Annotated in this window: 18 protein-coding genes; 11 read left to right on the forward strand and 7 right to left on the reverse strand. The window is 45.8% G+C overall.

The window, feature by feature from the left end:
- Positions 1-126 precede the first annotated feature (126 nt).
- Positions 127-2,175, reverse strand: coding sequence for a S9 family peptidase (locus tag MJ611_RS10065; protein ID WP_250429640.1), 2,049 nt, complete (start codon positions 2,173-2,175; stop codon positions 127-129).
- 338 nt (positions 2,176-2,513) lie between these two features.
- Between MJ611_RS10065 and hisH the strand changes: the two genes are divergently transcribed.
- The 4 genes from hisH to hisIE are packed head-to-tail and all read left to right on the forward strand — an operon-like array spanning position 2,514 to position 5,246.
- On the forward strand, positions 2,514-3,095 hold the full coding sequence (gene hisH, locus MJ611_RS10070) for an imidazole glycerol phosphate synthase subunit HisH (protein WP_250429641.1): 582 nt from the start codon (positions 2,514-2,516) through the stop codon (positions 3,093-3,095).
- Positions 3,092-3,814, forward strand: a complete 723-nt coding sequence (gene hisA, locus MJ611_RS10075; protein ID WP_250429642.1) for a 1-(5-phosphoribosyl)-5-[(5-phosphoribosylamino)methylideneamino]imidazole-4-carboxamide isomerase — start codon at positions 3,092-3,094, stop codon at positions 3,812-3,814. Before hisH ends, hisA begins: the two co-directional genes overlap by 4 nt.
- Positions 3,808-4,566 (forward strand): imidazole glycerol phosphate synthase subunit HisF, encoded by a 759-nt coding sequence (gene hisF / locus MJ611_RS10080; protein WP_250429643.1) that lies wholly within the window; start codon positions 3,808-3,810, stop codon positions 4,564-4,566. Before hisA ends, hisF begins: the two co-directional genes overlap by 7 nt.
- A 32-nt stretch (positions 4,567-4,598) precedes the next feature.
- On the forward strand, positions 4,599-5,246 hold the full coding sequence (gene hisIE, locus MJ611_RS10085) for a bifunctional phosphoribosyl-AMP cyclohydrolase/phosphoribosyl-ATP diphosphatase HisIE (RefSeq protein WP_317233142.1): 648 nt from the start codon (positions 4,599-4,601) through the stop codon (positions 5,244-5,246).
- A gap of 127 nt (positions 5,247-5,373) precedes the next feature.
- On the opposite strand, the gene smc is transcribed toward hisIE, so the two are convergent.
- The 3 genes from smc to MJ611_RS10100 all read right to left on the reverse strand — a co-directional run bounded on the left by smc (position 5,374) and on the right by MJ611_RS10100 (position 9,749).
- Positions 5,374-8,910: a chromosome segregation protein SMC gene (gene smc, locus MJ611_RS10090; RefSeq protein WP_250429645.1), complete on the reverse strand. Its 3,537-nt coding sequence runs from the start codon at positions 8,908-8,910 to the stop codon at positions 5,374-5,376.
- An 88-nt stretch (positions 8,911-8,998) separates the two neighbouring features.
- Entirely contained in the window at positions 8,999-9,151 is a 153-nt protein-coding gene (locus tag MJ611_RS10095) for a hypothetical protein (protein ID WP_250429646.1), read from the reverse strand.
- 7 nt (positions 9,152-9,158) lie between these two features.
- The gene (locus MJ611_RS10100; RefSeq protein WP_250429647.1) at positions 9,159-9,749 is read right to left on the reverse strand and encodes a hypothetical protein; all 591 of its coding nucleotides are present in this window, start codon (positions 9,747-9,749) and stop codon (positions 9,159-9,161) included.
- 198 nt (positions 9,750-9,947) lie between these two features.
- On the opposite strand from MJ611_RS10100, the gene MJ611_RS10105 reads away from it, so the two are divergent.
- Positions 9,948-10,460 (forward strand): hypothetical protein, encoded by a 513-nt coding sequence (locus tag MJ611_RS10105; protein WP_250429648.1) that lies wholly within the window; start codon positions 9,948-9,950, stop codon positions 10,458-10,460.
- 83 nt (positions 10,461-10,543) lie between these two features.
- Here the strand turns inward: MJ611_RS10105 and MJ611_RS10110 are convergent, their stop codons facing one another.
- From MJ611_RS10110 to pckA, 3 genes are all read right to left on the reverse strand, one after another.
- On the reverse strand, positions 10,544-11,206 hold the full coding sequence (locus tag MJ611_RS10110) for a DUF4159 domain-containing protein (RefSeq protein WP_250429649.1): 663 nt from the start codon (positions 11,204-11,206) through the stop codon (positions 10,544-10,546).
- A 60-nt stretch (positions 11,207-11,266) separates the two neighbouring features.
- Positions 11,267-11,983, reverse strand: a complete 717-nt coding sequence (locus MJ611_RS10115) for a 16S rRNA (uracil(1498)-N(3))-methyltransferase (RefSeq protein ID WP_250429650.1) — start codon at positions 11,981-11,983, stop codon at positions 11,267-11,269.
- 176 nt (positions 11,984-12,159) lie between these two features.
- A complete protein-coding gene (pckA, locus tag MJ611_RS10120; protein WP_250429651.1) occupies positions 12,160-13,776 on the reverse strand; it encodes a phosphoenolpyruvate carboxykinase (ATP) in 1,617 nt (538 codons plus the stop codon).
- A gap of 218 nt (positions 13,777-13,994) precedes the next feature.
- Between pckA and MJ611_RS10125 the strand changes: the two genes are divergently transcribed.
- The 6 genes from MJ611_RS10125 (at position 13,995) to MJ611_RS10150 (ending at position 19,937) form a co-directional block, all read left to right on the forward strand.
- The gene (locus tag MJ611_RS10125; protein WP_250429652.1) at positions 13,995-15,440 is read left to right on the forward strand and encodes a peptide MFS transporter; all 1,446 of its coding nucleotides are present in this window, start codon (positions 13,995-13,997) and stop codon (positions 15,438-15,440) included.
- Between the two features lie 265 nt (positions 15,441-15,705).
- On the forward strand, positions 15,706-16,878 hold the full coding sequence (locus MJ611_RS10130; protein WP_250429653.1) for an HlyD family secretion protein: 1,173 nt from the start codon (positions 15,706-15,708) through the stop codon (positions 16,876-16,878).
- An 8-nt stretch (positions 16,879-16,886) separates the two neighbouring features.
- Complete coding sequence (locus tag MJ611_RS10135; protein ID WP_250429654.1) at positions 16,887-19,040, forward strand: peptidase domain-containing ABC transporter; 2,154 nt, start codon at positions 16,887-16,889, stop codon at positions 19,038-19,040.
- A gap of 12 nt (positions 19,041-19,052) precedes the next feature.
- A complete protein-coding gene (locus MJ611_RS10140; protein ID WP_250429655.1) occupies positions 19,053-19,373 on the forward strand; it encodes an HTH domain-containing protein in 321 nt (106 codons plus the stop codon).
- A gap of 72 nt (positions 19,374-19,445) precedes the next feature.
- Entirely contained in the window at positions 19,446-19,658 is a 213-nt protein-coding gene (locus MJ611_RS10145; protein ID WP_250429656.1) for a hypothetical protein, read from the forward strand.
- Between the two features lie 78 nt (positions 19,659-19,736).
- Entirely contained in the window at positions 19,737-19,937 is a 201-nt protein-coding gene (locus MJ611_RS10150) for a hypothetical protein (RefSeq protein ID WP_250429657.1), read from the forward strand.
- Positions 19,938-19,965: the final 28 nt, after the last annotated feature.

The raw sequence follows: 19,965 nt of genomic DNA on the forward strand, positions 1-19,965 counted from the left end.
CGCTACTGGCACACAAGAACCTTTCAGGATGACAGAAAAAAGAGTGAAATGACCCTGCCCTCAAAGGGGCAGTTTCATACATAGAATAAAAAAGCCCGGTACTTAACTGCACCGGGCTTTTATACTTTAGTTGTTTTTAGTTTTCAGCGTTTCGTCTAACCATTTAAAGAACTCACGCTGCCATACGATCGCGTTTTGCGGTTGCAGTACCCAGTGGTTCTCGTCTGGTAAGTATAACAGGCGGCTCTTAATGCCTTTGAGCTGTGCCAACTGGAAAGCCTGCAAGCCCTGTTCAATACCCACCCGGAAGTCCTGGCCTCCCTGAACGATCAGGATTGGCGTGTTCCATTTGTTAGCATGCTCGATCGGGTTAAACTCCTTATAAGCTTGCGGAGTTTTGGTATCCCAGTAAGGGCCTTTTAGTTCGTTGTTGGCAAAGAAAAGCTCTTCGGTAGTGCCATACCAGCTCCGCATATCAAACAAGCCATCGTGGGCAATAAAGGTTTTGAAACGGCCTTCGTGCAGACCCGCCAGCATAAACACCGAGTAACCGCCATAGCTGGCACCTACAGCGCCCAGTCTGTCTTTGTCCACGTACTTTTCTTTGGCTACATCATCAATGGCAGTCAGGTAATCGCGGATGGCTTGTCCGCCCCAGTCGCCACTGATCTGGCGATTCCATTCGTCGCCGTGGCCCGGCATGCCGCGTCTGTTTGGCGCTACTACAATATAACCATTAGCAGCAATCAGCTGCATGTTCCAGCGGTAAGAGTAATACTGTGTTAAGGCTGATTGCGGACCACCCTGGCAGTAAAGCAGTGTTGGGTATTTCTTGTTTGGGTCGAAATCAGGCGGATAAACTACCCACGAGAACAGGTCTTGGCCGTCTGTAGCTTTGGTAACGCGCGGCTCAACTTTGCTCAGCGATAGCTTGCTGTAGATTGCGTCGTTCACGTTGGTCAGCTGCGTCAGTTTACCGTTTTTCAGGTCTACACGGAAAAGCTCAGCTGCGTGGTTCATGTCGGCGCGCGAAACGATCAGGCTGTTGCCTGCCTGGCCTGCAATGCCATTGATATCGAACTGGCCTTTGGTAACCTGCTTTATATTTTTAGCCGAGAACTTGCCCAGGTTTTTCGGTAGCGACACCTCAAACAGCTGGATTGTACCTTTGGTAGGCGCTACAAACCAGATCTTGCTGCCATCTTTGCTCCAGGTAAAGGAATTTATAGTTTCATCCCAGTCTTTGGTCAGGTTATACTTCTGGCCGGTCTTTGTATCGAGAACAATCAGTTCATTCTGATCAGCTTCGTTACCATCTTCGTCCATCGCCAACCAAGCCATTTTAGTAGCGTCTTCCGAAAATTCTGGATGGGTGTCGTAACCCATGTTGCCCTCCGTAAAGTTGGTTGTTTTGCCTGAAGCTATGTCGTAGCGGTAAATGTCGGTGTTGGTGCTAACAGCATACTCTTTTCCGAACTTCTTCTTGCTCACATAAAGTATGGCTTTGCTGTCCGGGCTCCAGATCATGTCTTCCAAGCCACCAAACGGCATTTGAGGCGTATCAAATGGCTCATCTTTCATGATGTCGGTTGCCGTACCGATCTTGCCATCGTTGTAAGGGGCGAAGAAAATGTGCTGAAACTTACCATCTTCCCAGGTATCCCAGTGGCGGTAATTCAGGTCGTCGTACACGTAAGCGTTCGATTTCTTCAGCTCAGGGTAAATATCAGTGCTGTGCACATTTTTCACTTCCACTTCGCGCGAGAACAACACATACTTTCCATCAGGCGAGAAACGCACATTGCTCAGGCCACCTTCAAAGTTGGTCAGTTGCTTTGGCTCACCTTTGCCGCCTGTTAGCAGCCACAGCTGGCCTTTGTGCAGGTACATGATATTGCCAGTAGCTTTATCAACTTTAACTACACTTTCGCCACCTTTTGTAGCTGTTATTTGGGTAGGTTGTCCGCCAGAAACAGGAATACGGTAGAGATTGCGCTCGCTGCTGTTTTCTTCCATATTCACATAGCCAAGGCCGTAGATAACCGATTTGCCGTCGGGCGTTACCGTTTCAGCCGAAACGCGCCCCAACTTCCAGAGCAATTCCGGAGTCATGCGCTGTTGTGCCTGCGCTATACTTACAGCAAACACGCCAGCCAGTATCAATGTCTTTTTCATACTTCAAATGTAATTTAATTGGCGGTATTCTGAAATGCTTGTGAAGCAAAGAGATTGCAAGATTTTGTAGTTCCTGAACTATACTTGTCTTATATTTGCAGCAATGAAAGGCACAATGGCTCATATGCACCATCATCATGCACGAAGCAACAGTTTCGGAGCCGCTTGCCTATGGATTTGCTAGAAGTATAAACTTATATATCCAAAAGCCTGACTCCGACCAGAGTCAGGCTTTTTTGTTTTTATCTGAATCAGGATTTACAGAATTTAAGGATGAACAGGATTGATACTTTAGAAATCTTTCGTAATTCATAATTATTAATTCGTAATTAATTAACATGGACTTAGTTATAGTTGATTACAAGGCAGGTAACGTGCAGTCGGTGATGTTTGCACTGGAGCGGCTAGGTATAAATGCCACCCTGAGCTGCGACTTCGAAACCATCAAGTCGGCGGACAAGGTGATCTTCCCGGGCGTAGGCGAAGCTTCCTCGGCGATGGCTCAGCTGAAAGCCCGCAACCTGGATAAACTCCTGCCAACACTGGAGCAGCCGTTTTTTGGCGTGTGCCTGGGCATGCAGCTGCTTTGCCAGCACTCCGAAGAAGGCGATACTGAGCTGCTGGGCATTATTCCATTGCCGGTAAAACGATTCGAAACAGAGCTGAAGGTGCCGCACATGGGCTGGAACCAACTCGAGAAGCTGCAATCGCCCCTTTTTGCAGGTATAAACGAAGGCGATTATGCCTACTATGTGCATAGTTATTACGTGCCTCTTTCAGAGTATACCATCGCCCAGACCTCGTACCCGGAGCCTTTTTCGGCTGCTTTACACTATAAAAACTTTTACGCTGCGCAGTTCCACCCGGAAAAAAGCGGACCTGCCGGCTCTCAAATATTAAAAAACTTTTTAGCCTTATGATGGAGATCATTCCAGCGATAGACATAATCGGCGGCCAGTGCGTGCGCCTGACCGAAGGCGATTTTGCCCAGCAAACCACCTACGACAGCAACCCCCTGGAAGTAGCCAAACGCTTCGAAGCACATGGCATCAAGCGCCTGCATTTGGTGGACCTGGATGGTGCCCGTGCCAAGAAACCGGTAAACCTGGCGGTGCTGGAAAGTATAGCTACCAATACAGGCTTAACCATAGATTTTGGCGGTGGCTTGCAGTCGGATGAAGCCGTAAAACAGGCTTTTGACTCTGGCGCTGCCCAGATCACGGCCGGAAGTATAGCGGTGCGCGAACCGGAAACGGTGAAGAACTGGCTGATAAAGTATAGCCCAGAGAAGATCATCATCGGGGCAGATTTTAAAGGCATCAACATCGCCATCAGTGCCTGGACCGAAGAGAGCAAATACCCGCTGCAGGACTTTATTTCGGGATATGTTAAAACAGGAGCGAAGCTGTTCATCTGTACCGATGTGAGCAAAGACGGCAAACTGCAGGGCCCATCTATCAATACCTACCGTCATTTGAAATTGACGCTACCGGAAGCTGGCATTATTGCCAGCGGCGGTGTTACCACTGTAGAAGACCTGGAGCAACTGCAGGAGATCGGGGTTAAAGGCGCTATTATTGGAAAAGCCATTTACGAAGGCACCATTTCATTAAAAGATTTAGAGAGATTCCTATGTTAACCAAACGCATTATTCCTTGCCTTGATATAAAGGATGGCCGCACCGTAAAAGGCATACGTTTTGAGAACATCCGCGACGCGGGCGACCCGGTGGAACTGGCAAAATGGTACGCAGAACAGGGCGCCGACGAACTGGTGTTCCTTGACATCACCGCTACCAACGAAGAACGCAAAACCTTTGCCGAGCTCGTTCGCGATATTGCCCGCCACATCGATATTCCTTTCACGGTGGGTGGTGGCATTAGCGCTGTTGCCGATGTAGAACTGCTGTTGCAGGCCGGTGCTGATAAAGTATCCATCAATTCAGCTGCCATCAAAAATCCGCAGTTGGTAAAGGATCTTGCGAGCCGCTTTGGTAGCCAATGCGTTACTGTTGCCATCGACACCAAGTATACCGAGGCCACCGGCTGGAAAGTATACACCCGCGCCGGCACCGTAGAAACGGAGTGGGCAACTGTAGATTGGGCAAAGAAAGTAGTAGAACTGGGCGCCGGTGAGATTTTGCTGACAAGTATGAACAACGACGGTACCAAAGCAGGCTTTGCGTTGGATATAACCAAGGCGATATCGGAAGCTGTATCTGTTCCGGTTATTGCTTCGGGAGGCGCAGGTAACATGCAGCACTTTGCAGACGCTTTTAACAAAGCACACGCCGACGCCGCTCTGGCAGCCAGCCTGTTCCACTTCCGCGAACTGGAAATCCCGGACCTGAAGCGTTTCCTGAAAGAACAGGGCGTGGAGGTGAGGATATAATTTTGAATGAGTGACTGAGCGAATGAGTGATTATAAACTCAAATCTCAGTACTCGAGACTCAGAACTTATGAAATTAGATTTTGACAAAATGGGCGGATTGGTGCCCGCTGTGATACAGGACGAGCAGACAAGCCAAGTGCTTATGCTCGGCTATATGAACCAGGAAGCCTTGGACAAAACGCAGCAGGAGGGACTGGTAACGTTCTTCTCCCGTTCCAAAAACCGCCTCTGGACCAAAGGTGAAACCTCTGGCAACACGCTGCAGGTGGTAAGTATAGCCGAAGACTGTGATAATGATTCGCTCCTGATAAAAGTGAAGCCGAACGGCCCAACCTGCCATACCGGAGCTACCAGCTGCTTTGGAGAAGAAAACGCCTCCAGAAGAGCAAAGGCTATTCAATTTATAGCGCAGTTGGAAGAAGTGATTCAGCATCGCAAAGCCAATCCGGCGGAGGGTTCTTATACCAATTTCCTTTTTGAGAAAGGCGTGAACAAAATAGCCCAGAAAGTAGGAGAGGAAGCCGTAGAAACTGTGATCGACGCTGTGGCCGGTAAACTGGATACCATGAAAGGCGAAGCAGCTGATTTGTTATACCACCTGCTGGTGTTGTTGGCTGCTACTGGTTTAGAACTGGCAGATGTGGTGGCTGTGCTGCAGGAGCGGCATCAGAAGAAGTAAATAGTAAGTTTATTATGTAAAGTATAGGTGCTCATACTTTACACTTCATTTAGTATTAAAACAGAAAAGCCGCTCCTGCGATAGGAGCGGCTTTTCTGTTTTGACTAATTTTTATACTTTAAATGAGTTAAGCTATCTGCCTTAAATCTACAGGGATAACCCGTGATATACCGGCTTCGATCATCGTGATGCCATACATTACGTCCGTAGAGGCCATGGTACGCTTGTTGTGCGTTACCACGATAAACTGCGAGTCGTTGGAGAACTTACGGATGATGTTGTTGAACTTGTCGATGTTGGCGTCGTCCAGCGGCGCATCCACCTCGTCGAAGATACAGAACGGCGCCGGCTTAAGCAGATAGATGGAAAACAGCAGCGAAATAGCTGTTAAGGTCTTCTCGCCACCAGACAACTGGTTGATCGTGAGCGGGCGCTTGCCTTTTGGCTGTGCCATAATCTCGATCTTCGATTCCAGCGGGTTCTTTGGGTCTGATATCACCAGGTCGCAGTTGTCTTCATCGGTAAAGAGGCTACGGAACACCAGGATAAAGTTCCTCTTGATCTGCTCAAACGCATCCATGAACTTCTCCTTCGCCACCGTATCGATCTCGTTGATCGTGTCGATCAGCGCATTCTTGGCATTTACCAGGTCGTTGCGCTGCTCGGTAATAAAGCGGTTACGCTCTTCTATTTCGGTATAAGCTTCGGCTGCCATGGCATTAACCGGGCCCATTTTGTCCAGAGCTGTTTTTGCTTCGGCAATGTGCTTGGTCAGCTCTTCTATACTTAGCTCAATCAGCAGGTCACTTTCCGGAGCTGATTGGAGCAGGTCTTCTTCCGTAAAATTAAACTCAGCGGCCATTCGCTCCTGCACCGACACCAGTTTGATCCTGGTATCGTTGATGGTCTGCTGCATACGCATCAAGAGCTCGTCAGAGTTCTGGCGTTTGCGCTGCAGCTCACGTATGGTTTTTTCTTTCTCATCGAGCTCACCACGCAGGCTGAAGTACTTCTTCTCGATCTCTTCCAGTTCGTAGCTGAACTCGCGGCGAGCCGAAGTCATGGCTTCTACTACAGCCTCGTTCTCTTCTATGAACTGGTCGGCCTGCGCGATCTCCTCTTCAGCCTTACTGAATTCCTGGCGCAGTCCCTCAATCCGCTCCTGGTTGGTCTCCACCGTCTTTTGCTTATAGCTGATTTCCTGCTGCAGGCTGGCGTAGCGGTTTTTAAGCTGGTGAAACTGGATGTTCTGGTTGTTGTACATGCCGGAGATAACGACAATCTGCTCATGCTGACGGTTCAGCTGCGAGGCATACACCGCCAGCTCTTCCTCCAGACGCTTCAGTTCCTGCTGGTCGGCCTCCGCCTGTGGCGATACTTCGCGGCTTTGTACCCGAAGCTCTTCCAGGCGCTGCTGTAGCTCCGCCTGTTTCAGGTCGAAGTTCTTGCGGTTCTGCTGGTGCTGCTCGTGCTTGATGCGGATCGTGAGCAGGTCCTGCTGCTGTTTGGATACTTCCTTCTCCAACTGCTTGATCGCCTCTTTCTGTGACTCGGCTCTGTAATTGAGCAGGATCTGGTTCTGGGTATTAATGCGGCTTTGCAGCAGGTCCACCTGGTGGGTCAGTTCCTCTACTTCCTTTGCCAGGTTGTCCAGGTTCTGCTTGCGGCCCAAACGGTTGCCGTCGAATAAACCTACCGAACCACCAGAAAGGCTCAGCGGTTTTTTAATGGCAGAACCATCTTTCAGGATGATGGTGCGGTAATCTTCTGAAGAGAAATCTTCTTCCGACTCGTCGCTAATGTACACGTTGTTGAGCATGTACTTTAGCAGGCTGCTGTACTTCTTATCTGCCGAAACCACCTCGTAGGCCGCTTTCATACTTCCTTCGCTGAAGGTAGCCGTAGGCTCCATTTCTTCGATCTCGGAAAGAATGATAAAGTTAGCGCGACCCTTGTTTTCGCTCTTCAGCAAGGCAATGGCGTCTATGGCATCCTGAAGCTCTTCTACTACAAAGAAGTTCATGTAAGGCTCGAGGTAGCTTTCGATAAGCGGTTTATACTCAGGCTCACTAACAATGATGTCGGACAGGAGAGGAGCCGGCTTGTTCCAGCTCTCGGACTGGCACAGGAACTTGATCGCTTCCGGAAAACCTTCCATGTTCTCTACCAGCGATTTGGTCAGGTTGTACTGGTTCTGGCGCGAGTCAAGCGTACGGTTCAGCTCCACGAGCTGTGCTTTCAGCTGATCGATATCCGCTTCGGTTTTCTCGATCTGCTGCAGCAGGTTTTCCTCTTTGGCCTGCAGGCGCACCAGTTCAGCGGTTCGCTCTTCCAGTATTTCCTGCGCTTCCTGCAGTTGTTCTTCCAGCACGCGGCCGTCTTCATCGGCTGTTAGTTGCTGCTGCTGCAGGCGCTCCAGTTCAGTATTTATACTTTGTATCTGTACCTCACTTATCTCCAGCGATTTGTGGAGCTGGAATACGGCGTTCTGCTTTTCGCGCTGCTGCTGCGAGAGTTCGTGGTGCGCCTCCTGCAAGGTTTGTTTCTGCTCGTTGGCTTCCTGTACTTGCTCTTTCAGGGCATTTACCTGTTCTTCGGCTTCTGCAAACTGATCCTGCACGGCATCCAGCTCTTCGCGTAGCTGCGTTATACTTTCCTTGGTATATTCGAGGTTGGCTGTGTCCTGGCTGATCTGCTGGCGCAACTGCAGCATACGCTCGTTCAGCATAAAGCTGCGCTCAGACTTCAGCTTGATATCGTTCTCTAACTGACGCAGTTTTGCTGTTTGTACCTGCATGGTGCGCTGGCTCTCGCTAAGCGCCTCCTGTGTCACGTTCAGCTCTTCTTTCTGGTCGGCTATGGCGTCTTCTGCTTCCGTTACGGCAGCTACATACCCTTCTTTCAGGGCTGTTTCCTGCTGTACGTCCTGCTCCAGGCGCTGCAGCGTGTTCTGGAACTGCGAGATATTGCGCCGCGCAAACTCGACGCTGTGTTTTTTATAGTCTTCTTTTAGCTGAAAATACCGGATGGCCTGCTTTGCCTGGCGCTCCAGCGTTTTCATGTTCTTGCCGATCTCGAAAAGTACGTCCTCCACACGCTCCAGGTCGGCGTCGGTTTCCTCCAGCTTCTTCAGCGTCTGCTTCTTGCGGACTTTGAACTTGGAGATACCGGCTGCCTCTTCGAACAGCAGGCGGCGCGAGTTTTCCTTGTCGTTGAGGATCTCGTCCACCATTTTCAGCTCGATAATAGCATAGCTGTCGGAGCCGATACCGGTGTCCAGGAAGAGTTCGTTGATATCCTTCAGACGGCAGGTGACGCCGTTGAGCATGTACTCGCTGTCGCCGTTGCGGTAGTATTTGCGGGTGACAGTAACCTGCGAGTACTCCGTTGGCAGAATGCCCCGGTTATTGTCGAAGGTGATGGATACTTCGGCCATCTGCACCGGCTTCCGGGTTTTGGAGCCGTTAAAGATCACGTTCTCCATCTTGTCGGAGCGGAGATTTCGGGTGCGCTGCTCGCCCAGCACCCAGCGGATGGCATCCACAATGTTTGATTTACCACAGCCGTTCGGGCCAACTATACCCGTAATGCCCTCATCAAAATTGATGACGACCCGGTCGCCAAAACTCTTGAATCCTTTGATTTCTAATCTTGAAACTTGCATTCGCGTTCGCGGAAACTCTTAATTCTAAATTCAAAAATAAGATTAATTTGATTAGGAACCGCAGTTCTTTCTGCTTGCAAATCCGGAATTATTTTAGCTTGTACAGCCTGATCGGGCCAAATTGCTCCACCAGCACTTTGTTTGGATAAAGCACCTGCAGGGAATCGGAGGGAAGTGTACCGGCAAAAGAAGGCTGGTCAGTGATGCCGGTGTTTTCGATCAGGTAAACCTGTTTATACAAAGTTGGGTCATACTCCCAACCATAGGAAGGTAACCTGAGTTACAGGCTTATAGCCATAGTAGACAGGAATGGCATCGTATAAGTATACCGGCGCAAGTACGAGTGCTGAGCCTGTGTGGCTGTTGTTATGTAGGGCATTCAAAGCTGCCTGATGCTCCTTGTAGTATAATGCTTTCGGCTTGAGCATGAAGTACACCGGTCGGATAGCAAATACGGCAGCCAGCACAAGTGCTACGATCTTATAGGAAATGTTTCTGCCGTACAGAAGCAGCGCAATATGGCCCGCAAAGTATAAGCCCAGCAGTCCGTAAAGCAGACTTCGGTTATTCCGGTGCAAGAGTGCCAGCAATAGAAATGCTACCGAGTAAAGTAAAGTATAGCGCCAGTTGTGAAGTTTTTCCATAAAGCCCCATGCCGCTGCTAGAGCTAATGGTGGCAACAGCAGGTTAAACATGCGCCCATCCAGGGAGATAGGGTTATAGCTAGTGTAAGACGTGCTCATGAACCAGAAAGTGGCCAGAGAAGTCAGGAAAAGCATTACCCAGAAGCCTTTGCCTTTCAGTTGCCAGAGTTCCCGCCTGCTAACACCTCCCCACATAAACAGCACTAACGGAAAGGTGCCGGATCCTTTCAGAATCAGGACAGGCTCCAGCGTTAACCGGTGGCCTTAGCGGTTAATTGGTCTTTTGGGAGCAGAGTTTCCGGCACTACAGTTCGGATTATTGTTCTGCAAATATCTCTATATATTTTAAAAGGTGGTACTATTTCCTATATTTGATTTAACACGACCTCGCACATGGAAGACTTCAAGATCATACTTTATATACTTGCTGCGGTTGCTTATTTCCTGTTCAATGCCTGGCGTAAAGCTTTTAAAGGAAATAATGAAGCTGCCCCGCCTGCAGAACAGCGCCCCCGGCAAAGGTCTGTGGCTCAGCAACCAGTAAGACCTGTACCGCAAAGGCCTGCCGTACCTCCGACATCTTTTGAAGATATTTTGCGCGAGCTGCAGCCTAAATTGGAGCGTGCCCGGGAAGAAGCCAGAACGATAACAGAAAGTCCAGTCAGGGAAGCAAAGCCAGAGCCTATACTATCGAAATATGAGATTCCGCAACGGACCTTGTCATTGGAGAACCCCGTGGAAGCGAAGGAGGCAACAAAACGAGCGCAGCTACGCCGTATTCCTGAGTTTGAAGCCTATGTGCAAAAGCCGGTAGTTGCCGAAAACAAGTATGCTGCCCTGTTGCGAAACCCGGCTACTGTTAGAGACGCTGTGATACTTTCTGAGATACTTAAACCAAAGTTTTAACCACAACAGCAGAAAAGTATAAATGCGAAAGGCCGCTTGTACAGCGGCCTTTCGCATTTATACTTTTGAGAGTACTTCTGGACTTACATAAACTGTGTGAGGGCATAGGCAAGTATGTTAGCACCCATACGCAATGCCTGCTGCCGTTTATCCTCCGGATCGTTGTATACCTCCTGATCTTCCCAGCCGTTGCCCAAGTCGGTTTCATAAGTATAAAAGCACACCAGGTGACCTTCGTGTATAATGCCAAAGCCTTGTGGCGGTTTGTTGTCATGCTCGTGTATCTTGGGCAATCCATTCTTGAAAGGATATTTCTGGTGGTAGATCGGGTGCGTAAAAGGCAACTCTACAAACTCGTATTCCGGAAAAACCTTCTTCATCTCTTTGCGGATGTACTTGTCGAGGCCATAGTTGTCGTCAATGTGCAGAAAGCCCCCGCTGATGAGGTAGTTGCGCAGGTTCTGCGCCTCGGCATCCGAAAAAACTACGTTCCCGTGGCCCGTCATGTGCACGAACGGGTAGCTGAATAATTCCGGGCTACCTACTTCAACCACGGCCTCTTCCGGGGCAATGTTCATGCTCAGGTTCTGGTTGCAGAACCGGATCAGGTTCGGGAGTGAGGTTTTGTTGGCATACCAGTCGCCACCCCCGTTATACTTCAGTTTGGCTATTTTAAAACTATACTTCTGAGCATACAGACCACTGCAGATCAAAAGCAGGCAGAAAATAAAAGAAATACGCTTCATAAGAGGGAGACTGGGGTTCGGTTCCTGAAGTATACCTGCAAAAATAAACTATGGTTACTACTATAACGGCGCGTAGATGTCGTGGAGTACGTGCAGTGTATGGCAGGCTACCAGGGCAGCTGTTTCGGTGCGCAGGCGGCTTTGGCCTAGTGTTACCGGGCGTATGCCTGCTTTGTAGGCTGTAGCTATTTCCTTCTCTGAAAAATCACCTTCCGGTCCGATCAGGATACAGTGCTGTAGCCCCGGTTTGTAGTAATCCTTTATACTTTTCATGGCATCTTCCTCAAGGTGAGCGATAAACGTGTCTTTCGGTATACAGGTCTGAACAAAACGCTGAAAAGGTACCATTTCGTGCAGCAAGGGGAGGTAGCCCTTTTTCGACTGTTTCATGGCACTAACTGCTATTTTCTCAAGGCGATCGAGGCGTAGCTCGCGTCGTTCCGAATGCTCGCACAGCAGAAAACTGATCTCACTCACCCCGATCTCTACGGCTTTCTCTACAAACCACTCCATACGGTCTATGTTTTTAGTCGGCGCCACTGCAATGTGAACGTAGTAGGGCAGCTTGCCATATTCTATCTGCCTGTCAATTACCTGCAGCTGGCAGCGTTTGACATGCGAATCCTGGATAATGGCCGTGAAAAGTGAGCCTTTGCCGTCGATCAGGTACACCGTGTCGCCTTGCTGCAACCGAAGCACACGCGTGCAATGCTTCGACTCTTCTTCCGGAAGGGTATAAATTTCGCTGTTGAGATCTGGAGTATAAAACAGGTGCACTTTTTTAAATTAAAAATTATGAATTATTAACTACGAATTCAGGTAGAATAAAAATATGGAGATCCTTCTTCTAAAGTATACGAAAGTATAGCTTTTGTGCCTGTCCTGAAACAATGGCAAAGAAAAAGCCTTCCTGTTATTGGCAGGAAGGCTTTCTGAAGGTATACTAAAGATAATTAGTCGATCGCAACCTCTACCTGAGGAGCACCGGCCATGATCTCGTCGTTGGCGTACTCAGCATACTTCTGGAAGTTCTTCACGAACTTGGTTGCCAGGTCGTGTGCTTTATGGTCGTACTGTTCTTTGTTTGCCCAGGTGTTACGTGGGTTCAGTACTTCAGAAGGTACGTTCGGGCATGTTTCCGGCATTTCAACGCCAAATATAGGGTGCTTCACAAACTTCACGTCGTTCAGTTCGCCGTTCAGGGCTGCTGTGATCATAGCACGGGTGTAAGGCAGTTTCATGCGTGAACCAACACCGTAAGGACCGCCTGTCCAGCCGGTGTTCACCAACCATACGTTCACGTGGTTTTCTTCCATTTTCTTGCCCAGCATTTCAGCATATTTGGTTGGGTGCAGTGGCAGGAATGCGGCGCCAAAGCAGGCAGAGAATGTTGTCTGCGGCTCTGTTACACCAACCTCAGTACCGGCAACTTTGGCAGTGTAACCAGAAATGAAGTGGTACATGGCCTGGCTGGCGTTCAGTTTAGAGATCGGAGGCAGCACACCGAAGGCATCTGCTGTCAGGAAGAAGATGTTCTTTGGAATATCTGCTCTGGATGGCTCCACCGCGTTGTCGATGTGGTTGATCGGGTAAGCGGTACGCGTATTCTCCGTTACAGAGTTGTTGGTATAGTCTACAGTGCGGGTACCTTCTACAAAGCGGGTGTTCTCTACAATAGCACCGAATTTGATAGCGTCCCAGATCTGCGGTTCTTTTTCGCGTGTCAGGTCGATTACTTTAGCATAGCAACCGCCTTCGAAGTTGAATACGCTGTCTTCTGCCCAGCCGTGCTCGTCGTCACCGATCAGGCCACGGTTAGGATCGGCAGATAGTGTGGTTTTACCTGTACCGGAAAGACCGAAGAAGATGGCTGTATCACCGTCTTTGCCTACGTTGGCAGAGCAGTGCATGGAAAGCGTGTTCTTCTCGTGCGGCAGGAGGTAGTTGAGTACACCAAAAATGCCTTTTTTCATTTCGCCGGCATAACCAGTGCCACCGATCAGGATCATGTTACGGGTGAAGTTGATGATCGCAAAGTTTGACTGACGGGTGCCATCTACTTCCGGATCAGCCTGGAACTCAGGAGCGCAGATGATGGTAAATTCCGGGTTGTGATTTTGAAGTTCCTCTGGCGTCAGGCGCAGGAACATGTTGTTGCAGAAAAGGTTCTGCCATGCCTGTGTATTTACAATACGCAGGTTCAAACGATAATCTGGGTGTGCACCGGCATAGGCGTCGCGCACATACAGTTTACGGTCCTTCAGAAAGTCGATCATCTTGTTATACAGATTGTCGAATTTCTCCGGATCAAAAGCAATGTTAATGTCGCCCCACCATACGGTATTCTCTGTTTTGGCGTCTTTTACTACAAAGCGGTCCTTTGGTGAGCGGCCTGTGAACTTACCTGTGTCACACATCAGAGCGCCGGTGTCAGTCAGCACGCCTTCGCCGTTCATAATGGCTTCCTCTACCAACTCAGCCGGGCTCAGGTTCCAGAGCACCTCTTTCGCCTCTCTTATGCCTAAGCTGTCCAGGCCTACTGCATTTGATTTGATACCAGATTCTTTCATTTGAAATATAATAGGTTTTTAAGGTATAAAGGTTTGTTTCACAACTATGGTACAAAAATATAAAAAATAGGATATGTATATAGATAACGGTATAAATAATAAATTGGTCGGGTTAATTCGGCTACTGAGGCGCAATTATTTTGCCTTATGCCGCAAAACAGATATATTTACCTTCTGTGTGTGCTAAACTAATCTAAAACATCAACATTTAAACATTTATGTCTGTAAATCAACCACGCTCTGCTGATGCGGTAAATGAAACCTACCCCCAGCATGATGCAGCAGCGAAAGAAAATCTAAAGCATCCGAAAGGGCTGTATCTCTTATTCTTTACCGAGTTATGGGAGCGTTTCAGCTATTACGGTATGCGCGGCCTCTTAATGTTGTACCTAACTAAAACAGCGCTGGAAGGCGGTTTAGGCTATAGCGTAGCCGATGCTGCGTTGATTTACGGGTACTTTACCGGTTTCGTTTATTTTACGCCTATTATAGGTGGTTGGTTGGCTGATAAATACCTGGGCCACCGCCGTGCAATCCTTATTGGTGGTGTGCTGATGGCGCTGGGCCAGTTCAGTCTGTTCTCTACACCTTATGTAGGAGTTGAAATGACATACCTGGGGCTTTTGCTCCTTATCATTGGTAACGGCTTCTTCAAACCGAATATTTCTTCAATAGTTGGTAATCTTTATGCGCAGGGCGACCCACGCCGCGATTCAGCGTTTACAATCTTCTACATGGGTATCAACATAGGTGCCTTCCTGGCACCCCTTGTGTGCGGTTACCTGGCAGAAGATTACTTTGCTACCAAAGCGGTAGTAGACGGCGTTGAGAGAGTAACCAACTATGGCTTCCAGTACGGCTTCCTTGCTGCCGGTATCGGTATGGTGATCGGTCAGATCGTGTTCAACACGCTAGGTCCACGTTTACTGGGTGATTTAGGTCTGAAGCCGGTTAAAACTGAAAACGATGCTGTAACAGGCAAGCCTGCAAAGTCTGCCAAGCTTACTAAAGAGGAAATCGATCGCGTATCTGTTATTTTTATCATCTCCTTATTCGTAATCCTGTTCTGGGCTGGCTTTGAGCAGGCTGGTAGCTCCCTAACCGTTTATACCGATAAGTATATCGACCGTGAGGTTTTTGGCTTCCTGATCCCGACTTCCTGGTTCCAGTCTGTAAACCCACTGTTCATCGTACTGTTTGCTCCGCTTACTGCAAACCTGTGGTTGTTCCTGGCTAAGCGCGGCAAAGACCTGAGCATCCCTACTAAAATGGGCCTGGGTATGATCCTGTTGGGCATCGGCTTCTTCTTTATGGTGGGTGCCGTAATGGAGCGCGGTGGCGTGGAAGATGAAACGGTGAAAGCCAGCATCGCCTGGTTGCTTGCTACTTATTTCTTCCATACCATTGGTGAGCTTTGCCTTTCTCCGATTGGTCTTTCGATGGTAACGCGTCTTGCGCCGGTTACACTGGTATCCATGCTGATGGGGGTATGGTTCTTAGCCCCAGGTATTGCTCAGATAGCTGGTGGTTATATTGCTTCATATGTTGAAGAACTTGGCCCATTAGCTATCTTCGCTGCAATTGGGGGATTTGTGATTGTAGCTGGTTTAATCCTTGTGTTGCTAACCCGTAAACTGATGTTCATGATGCACGGACGCGGTTAGCTGTTATAGTATTTCTATTCATTAAAAAGCCCCTGTTGAGAACTCAACAGGGGCTTTTTAATGAATAGAAATATAGTCTTATACATCTGTTGATGTTACAATAGGTTACTAAAATGCCTATAAAATTGGCTCTATAGGCTAACTCTTTGGGTTTATTTACATAAAGTATTAACTATGTAGTGTTACACATACATATATTATTTCCTTGATATATATTATTTTTCCGATTATACTTGTGGGATCTCTGTTATTAACCACAACCTAAATGAAAACAATCTTCCCCGCCGCTATTATCGAGCAGTGTGCAGAAAGCTACCAAAGCAGAATTTCTGTACGCTCAAAAACAATATATTTAACTACGATAGCTTTTTTATTTATAGCTTTTTTAAGCTTACCTTTTATATATATTGACTTATCTATTCAGGCAAGGGGCACTTTTCAAAGTTCAATTGAGAGAAATGAGATTTTTGTGCCTGTAGCCGGAAGAGTTAATAACATAAGATACAAAGAGAATGAGAAAATTCGTAAAGGCGATTTAATTGCTGAAATAGAAACAGAGCAGTTAGATTTAGAAATTCAGGGTTACCGCCAAAAAATTGATTTACTTAATAATTTAATTTCTGACCTAAATAGCTTAAACAGGATCAGATTATTTGATATAGACCAAAACTTCTCTATTTATTTAGGGACGGAAATTTATTCAGCGTCCTATTTTGAATTCTATTCAGCCTTTAAAAGTTTAAAAGCAACACTTGAAAAAGCAACCAGAGACTATGAAAGGAACACTCTTCTTTACGAAGCAAAAGCAATTTCTTTTGTTGAGTATGATGAGTCAAAACTAAAATATAACCAGGCAATGTCTAACCTGGAATTGCATATCAAGAAGCAAAAGGCCCTGTGGAATCGCGAGATTAATTCTTATACAAATGAACTAAACCAGCTAAAGAATAAAGTTAAATTAGTACAAGATCAGAAAACACGTCATAAAATAATAGCAGGTGTAAACGGCACATTGCAGAATTTAAAAAACATTAAGGAAGGTGATTTTGTTTTCCCCAACCAGAAAATAGCTGAAATATCCCCTGATTCCACATTGTTAGCAATTGCTTACGTCTCTCCCAAAGATATAGGCTTTATAAAGGCTGGTCAGCCTGTTTCACTCCAGGTAGATGCTTTTAATTATAATGATTGGGGCCTGGCAAAAGGTAAAATAATAGATATAGCGGATGACCTGTCTATGGTCTCTGAACAGCAGGTTGCTTTTAGAGTTATCTGTTCCTTGGATCAGTTGCACCTAAAACTAAAAAATGGCTACAAAGGTGAGCTGAGAAAAGGCATGTCTTTTAACGGAAGGTTTTTAGTAACACGCAGAAGCCTGTTTCAACTGCTCTACGATAAAGTAGACAACTGGATGAATCCCACAGTATCCACAATATAAGTATAAGTATGAGTATTAAAATTAAGCAACGCGATCTTACTGATTGTGGTGCAGCCTGTTTGTCTTCTGTTGCTAATTATTACAAACTTAAGTTACCTGTATCAAAGATTCGGCAGATGGCCTCAACCGACCAGAAGGGCACAAATGTACTTGGACTAGTTGAGGCTGCTCAGAAGATGGGGTTTTCTGCCAAAGGTGTAAGGGGTGAATTTGAAAGCCTGTTTAAAATTCCTACTCCCACAATTGCACATGTTATCATTAAAGGAGTATTGCACCACTATGTAGTAATTTATAAAGTAACTAAGAAGCACATCCATTTAATGGATCCTGCTGATGGACACATCCACAAAATGTCACATGAAGAGTTCAAATCCTTGTGGAGCGGCGTATTAGTTTTATTGATGCCAAATGAAGATTTTAAGGCCTTTAACCAGACCGTTTCTGTTTACCAGCGCTTCTGGTTTTTGATAAAGCCGCACAAATCAGTGATGTTACAGGCATTGGTCGGCGCCGTGATTTATACTGTATTAGGTTTATCTACGGCTATTTATGTGCAGAAGATAGTTGATAATGTTTTTGGAGATGGCAACAAGAACCTGCTAAACTTAATGAGTGTGATTATGCTGCTGCTGCTCGCATTTCAAGTACTAATCGGGTTGTATAAAGCTCTCTTTGTATTAAAAACTGGCCAGAAGATTGATTCACGTCTTATATTAGGCTATTACAAACACCTGCTCACACTTCCGCAGCAGTTCTTCGATACCATGCGCGTAGGTGAAATCATAAGCAGAATAAACGATGCAGTAAAAATCAGGACTTTTATTAATGATGTTTCCATTAACCTGATGGTAAATGTATTTATCGTGCTGTTTGCATTTGCTTTAATGTTCACCTATTATTGGAAATTGGCACTTGTTATACTCTTAATTATTCCATTCTATACATTAGTTTACTTTATTACCAATAAACTGAATAGAAAAGCTGAAAGACAGTTAATGGAAGATTCAGCTGAGCTTGAATCCCAATTAGTAGAGTCTATTACAGCGGCTGGTACCATCAAACGTTTCGGCATGGAAGATCATGCCAATATGAAATCAGAAGTACGCTTTGTTAAGTTATTAGGTTCAGTATATAAATCTAGTATAAACAACATATCTATAAGTACCACCTCTGAAACAATCTCTAAAGTATTTACCATAGTGCTGCTTTGGATAGGCGCGGGATATGTACTCGATAACCTAATAACACCAGGTGAACTAATGTCTTTCTATGCAGTCATCGGTTATTTTACAGGACCTATAAGTACATTGATAGGCATGAATAAAACCATCCAAAATGCTATGATTGCGGCTGATCGTTTATTTGAAATTATGGATCTGGAGGTAGAAAGCAATGAGCATAAATTTGAGCTAAAAAAAGAACTTATTGGTGACATATACCTGAAGGATATATATTTCCGATATGGCTCCCGCAAAAGTGTATTTGAAGGTTTGACCCTAACTATTCCTAAGGGCAAAATTACTGGTATTATTGGGGAGAGCGGCTCCGGTAAGTCCACGTTAATATCCATACTTCAAAATCTATATCCATTGCAATCCGGGAGCGTTCATATTGGAGATTATGATTTGAAGTATATTGAAAATAAAAGTCTCCGACAATTTGTGACAGTAGTGCCGCAAAAAGTAGACCTATTTGCTGGTAACGTAATCGAAAATATTGCTTTAAATGATTATCAGCCTGATATCCAACGTATCGTCAGCATATGCGGCCAACTGGGTATGATGGAGTTTATAGAAGGCTTGCCTAATGGCTTTGCTACTTATCTCGGAGAAAATGGTGCTTCCTTGTCAGGAGGTCAAAAACAGCGCATTGCTATTGCAAGAGCCTTGTATAAAAATCCAGAAGTTTTAATAATGGACGAAGCTACATCTTCGCTAGATCCTAAATCAGAAGAGTTTGTGCAGATAACCATTAGAAAATTGACTGAAGCAGGCAAGTCAGTAATTTTTATTACCCATCGCCTCGCTGCTGTAAAAGACTTTGATCTTCTCTTTGTGTTGGAAAATGGAAAACTAATAGAGCAGGGTACACACTCTGAGCTATTAATAAAACGTGAACGCTATTTTGAGATGCTTAATAAGCAACTTATAATTTTAAACTAAGGGAGTGATAGTATGAACTTCAGAAAGTACATCGAAAGAATCAAGTATTTGGACGAACTGATTCGAAAAGAGAAAACCGGTACACCGGAAGAACTGGCTAGTCGACTTGGAATTAGCAGGGCTCAACTATACAATATCATTGATGAAATGAAGGCAGAAGGACTCGTAATTAACTACACCAGGAAGCGAGGAACCTTCTACTATACATCTAATAAGAAACTAGAGATAGCATTTTCAATGAGAGTAGTTTCAGAAGAAGAAAACCTCAAAATTTTTGGAGGAATTATTTATTCCAGTCCAATTTTTATAGATGGAAGAAAACTAGTTTTATAACATAGTTAACCGGTTAATGAAAGGTGTTATCAGCAGCCTAAAAGTGTTGGCAAAATAATATTCCTGAACAAAATGAACAATTTTAATAAAGCCTTAAATAAGGCAAATTCTAAATCCTTACATGAGCTTAAAAAAGAAGAGCTTATAGACATTAAAGGTGGTGATCTAATTGGTGATGGCTTATCATATATCGGTGAAAAGCTATTAGATTGGTATTTTTCAGAGGACACTATGCGTAGAGCTGGAGAATTAAATTTAACATACAAGCAAAGATGGGAGTATTAATTTTCCTATTATAAATTCCATTAAAATATATAGACTTATTTTGTGAAAATTTATCTTAAACTTTAATTAAACAAAAGCATGAAAAATTTAAACCTTACTTCTGCAAGATTATCTAATTTAGAAGGAAATGAACTAATTCAGATTAGTGGTGGCGAGATTGTTACCTCTTTTATTATATCATATGCTATTGGTAAAGCAATAGATTGGTATTTTTCAGAGGACACTATGCGAAGCGCTGGAGAATTAAATTTAACAGATAAGCAAAGATGGGAATATTAACTATAATATATTAATCAATATTTCCATC

Origin of the sequence: Pontibacter ruber (assembly GCF_023630205.1) — a bacterium.
GTDB lineage: Bacteria > Bacteroidota > Bacteroidia > Cytophagales > Hymenobacteraceae > Pontibacter > Pontibacter ruber.

Excerpts from the sequence above, each read along its gene's own strand:
- MJ611_RS10100 (WP_250429647.1), bottom strand. The coding sequence starts at position 9,749 with ATGTGGGGAGGTGTTAGCAGGCGGGAACTCTGGCAACTGAAAGGCAAA.
- MJ611_RS10150 (WP_250429657.1), top strand. The coding sequence starts at position 19,737 with ATGAAAAATTTAAACCTTACTTCTGCAAGATTATCTAATTTAGAAGGA.
- MJ611_RS10140 (WP_250429655.1), top strand. The coding sequence starts at position 19,053 with ATGAACTTCAGAAAGTACATCGAAAGAATCAAGTATTTGGACGAACTG.
- smc (WP_250429645.1), bottom strand. The coding sequence starts at position 8,910 with ATGCAAGTTTCAAGATTAGAAATCAAAGGATTCAAGAGTTTTGGCGAC.
- MJ611_RS10065 (WP_250429640.1), bottom strand. The coding sequence starts at position 2,175 with ATGAAAAAGACATTGATACTGGCTGGCGTGTTTGCTGTAAGTATAGCG.
- pckA (WP_250429651.1), bottom strand. The coding sequence starts at position 13,776 with ATGAAAGAATCTGGTATCAAATCAAATGCAGTAGGCCTGGACAGCTTA.
- MJ611_RS10135 (WP_250429654.1), top strand. The coding sequence starts at position 16,887 with ATGAGTATTAAAATTAAGCAACGCGATCTTACTGATTGTGGTGCAGCC.
- MJ611_RS10130 (WP_250429653.1), top strand. The coding sequence starts at position 15,706 with ATGAAAACAATCTTCCCCGCCGCTATTATCGAGCAGTGTGCAGAAAGC.
- hisA (WP_250429642.1), top strand. The coding sequence starts at position 3,092 with ATGATGGAGATCATTCCAGCGATAGACATAATCGGCGGCCAGTGCGTG.
- hisF (WP_250429643.1), top strand. The coding sequence starts at position 3,808 with ATGTTAACCAAACGCATTATTCCTTGCCTTGATATAAAGGATGGCCGC.
- MJ611_RS10110 (WP_250429649.1), bottom strand. The coding sequence starts at position 11,206 with ATGAAGCGTATTTCTTTTATTTTCTGCCTGCTTTTGATCTGCAGTGGT.
- hisH (WP_250429641.1), top strand. The coding sequence starts at position 2,514 with ATGGACTTAGTTATAGTTGATTACAAGGCAGGTAACGTGCAGTCGGTG.
- MJ611_RS10125 (WP_250429652.1), top strand. The coding sequence starts at position 13,995 with ATGTCTGTAAATCAACCACGCTCTGCTGATGCGGTAAATGAAACCTAC.
- MJ611_RS10145 (WP_250429656.1), top strand. The coding sequence starts at position 19,446 with ATGAACAATTTTAATAAAGCCTTAAATAAGGCAAATTCTAAATCCTTA.
- MJ611_RS10105 (WP_250429648.1), top strand. The coding sequence starts at position 9,948 with ATGGAAGACTTCAAGATCATACTTTATATACTTGCTGCGGTTGCTTAT.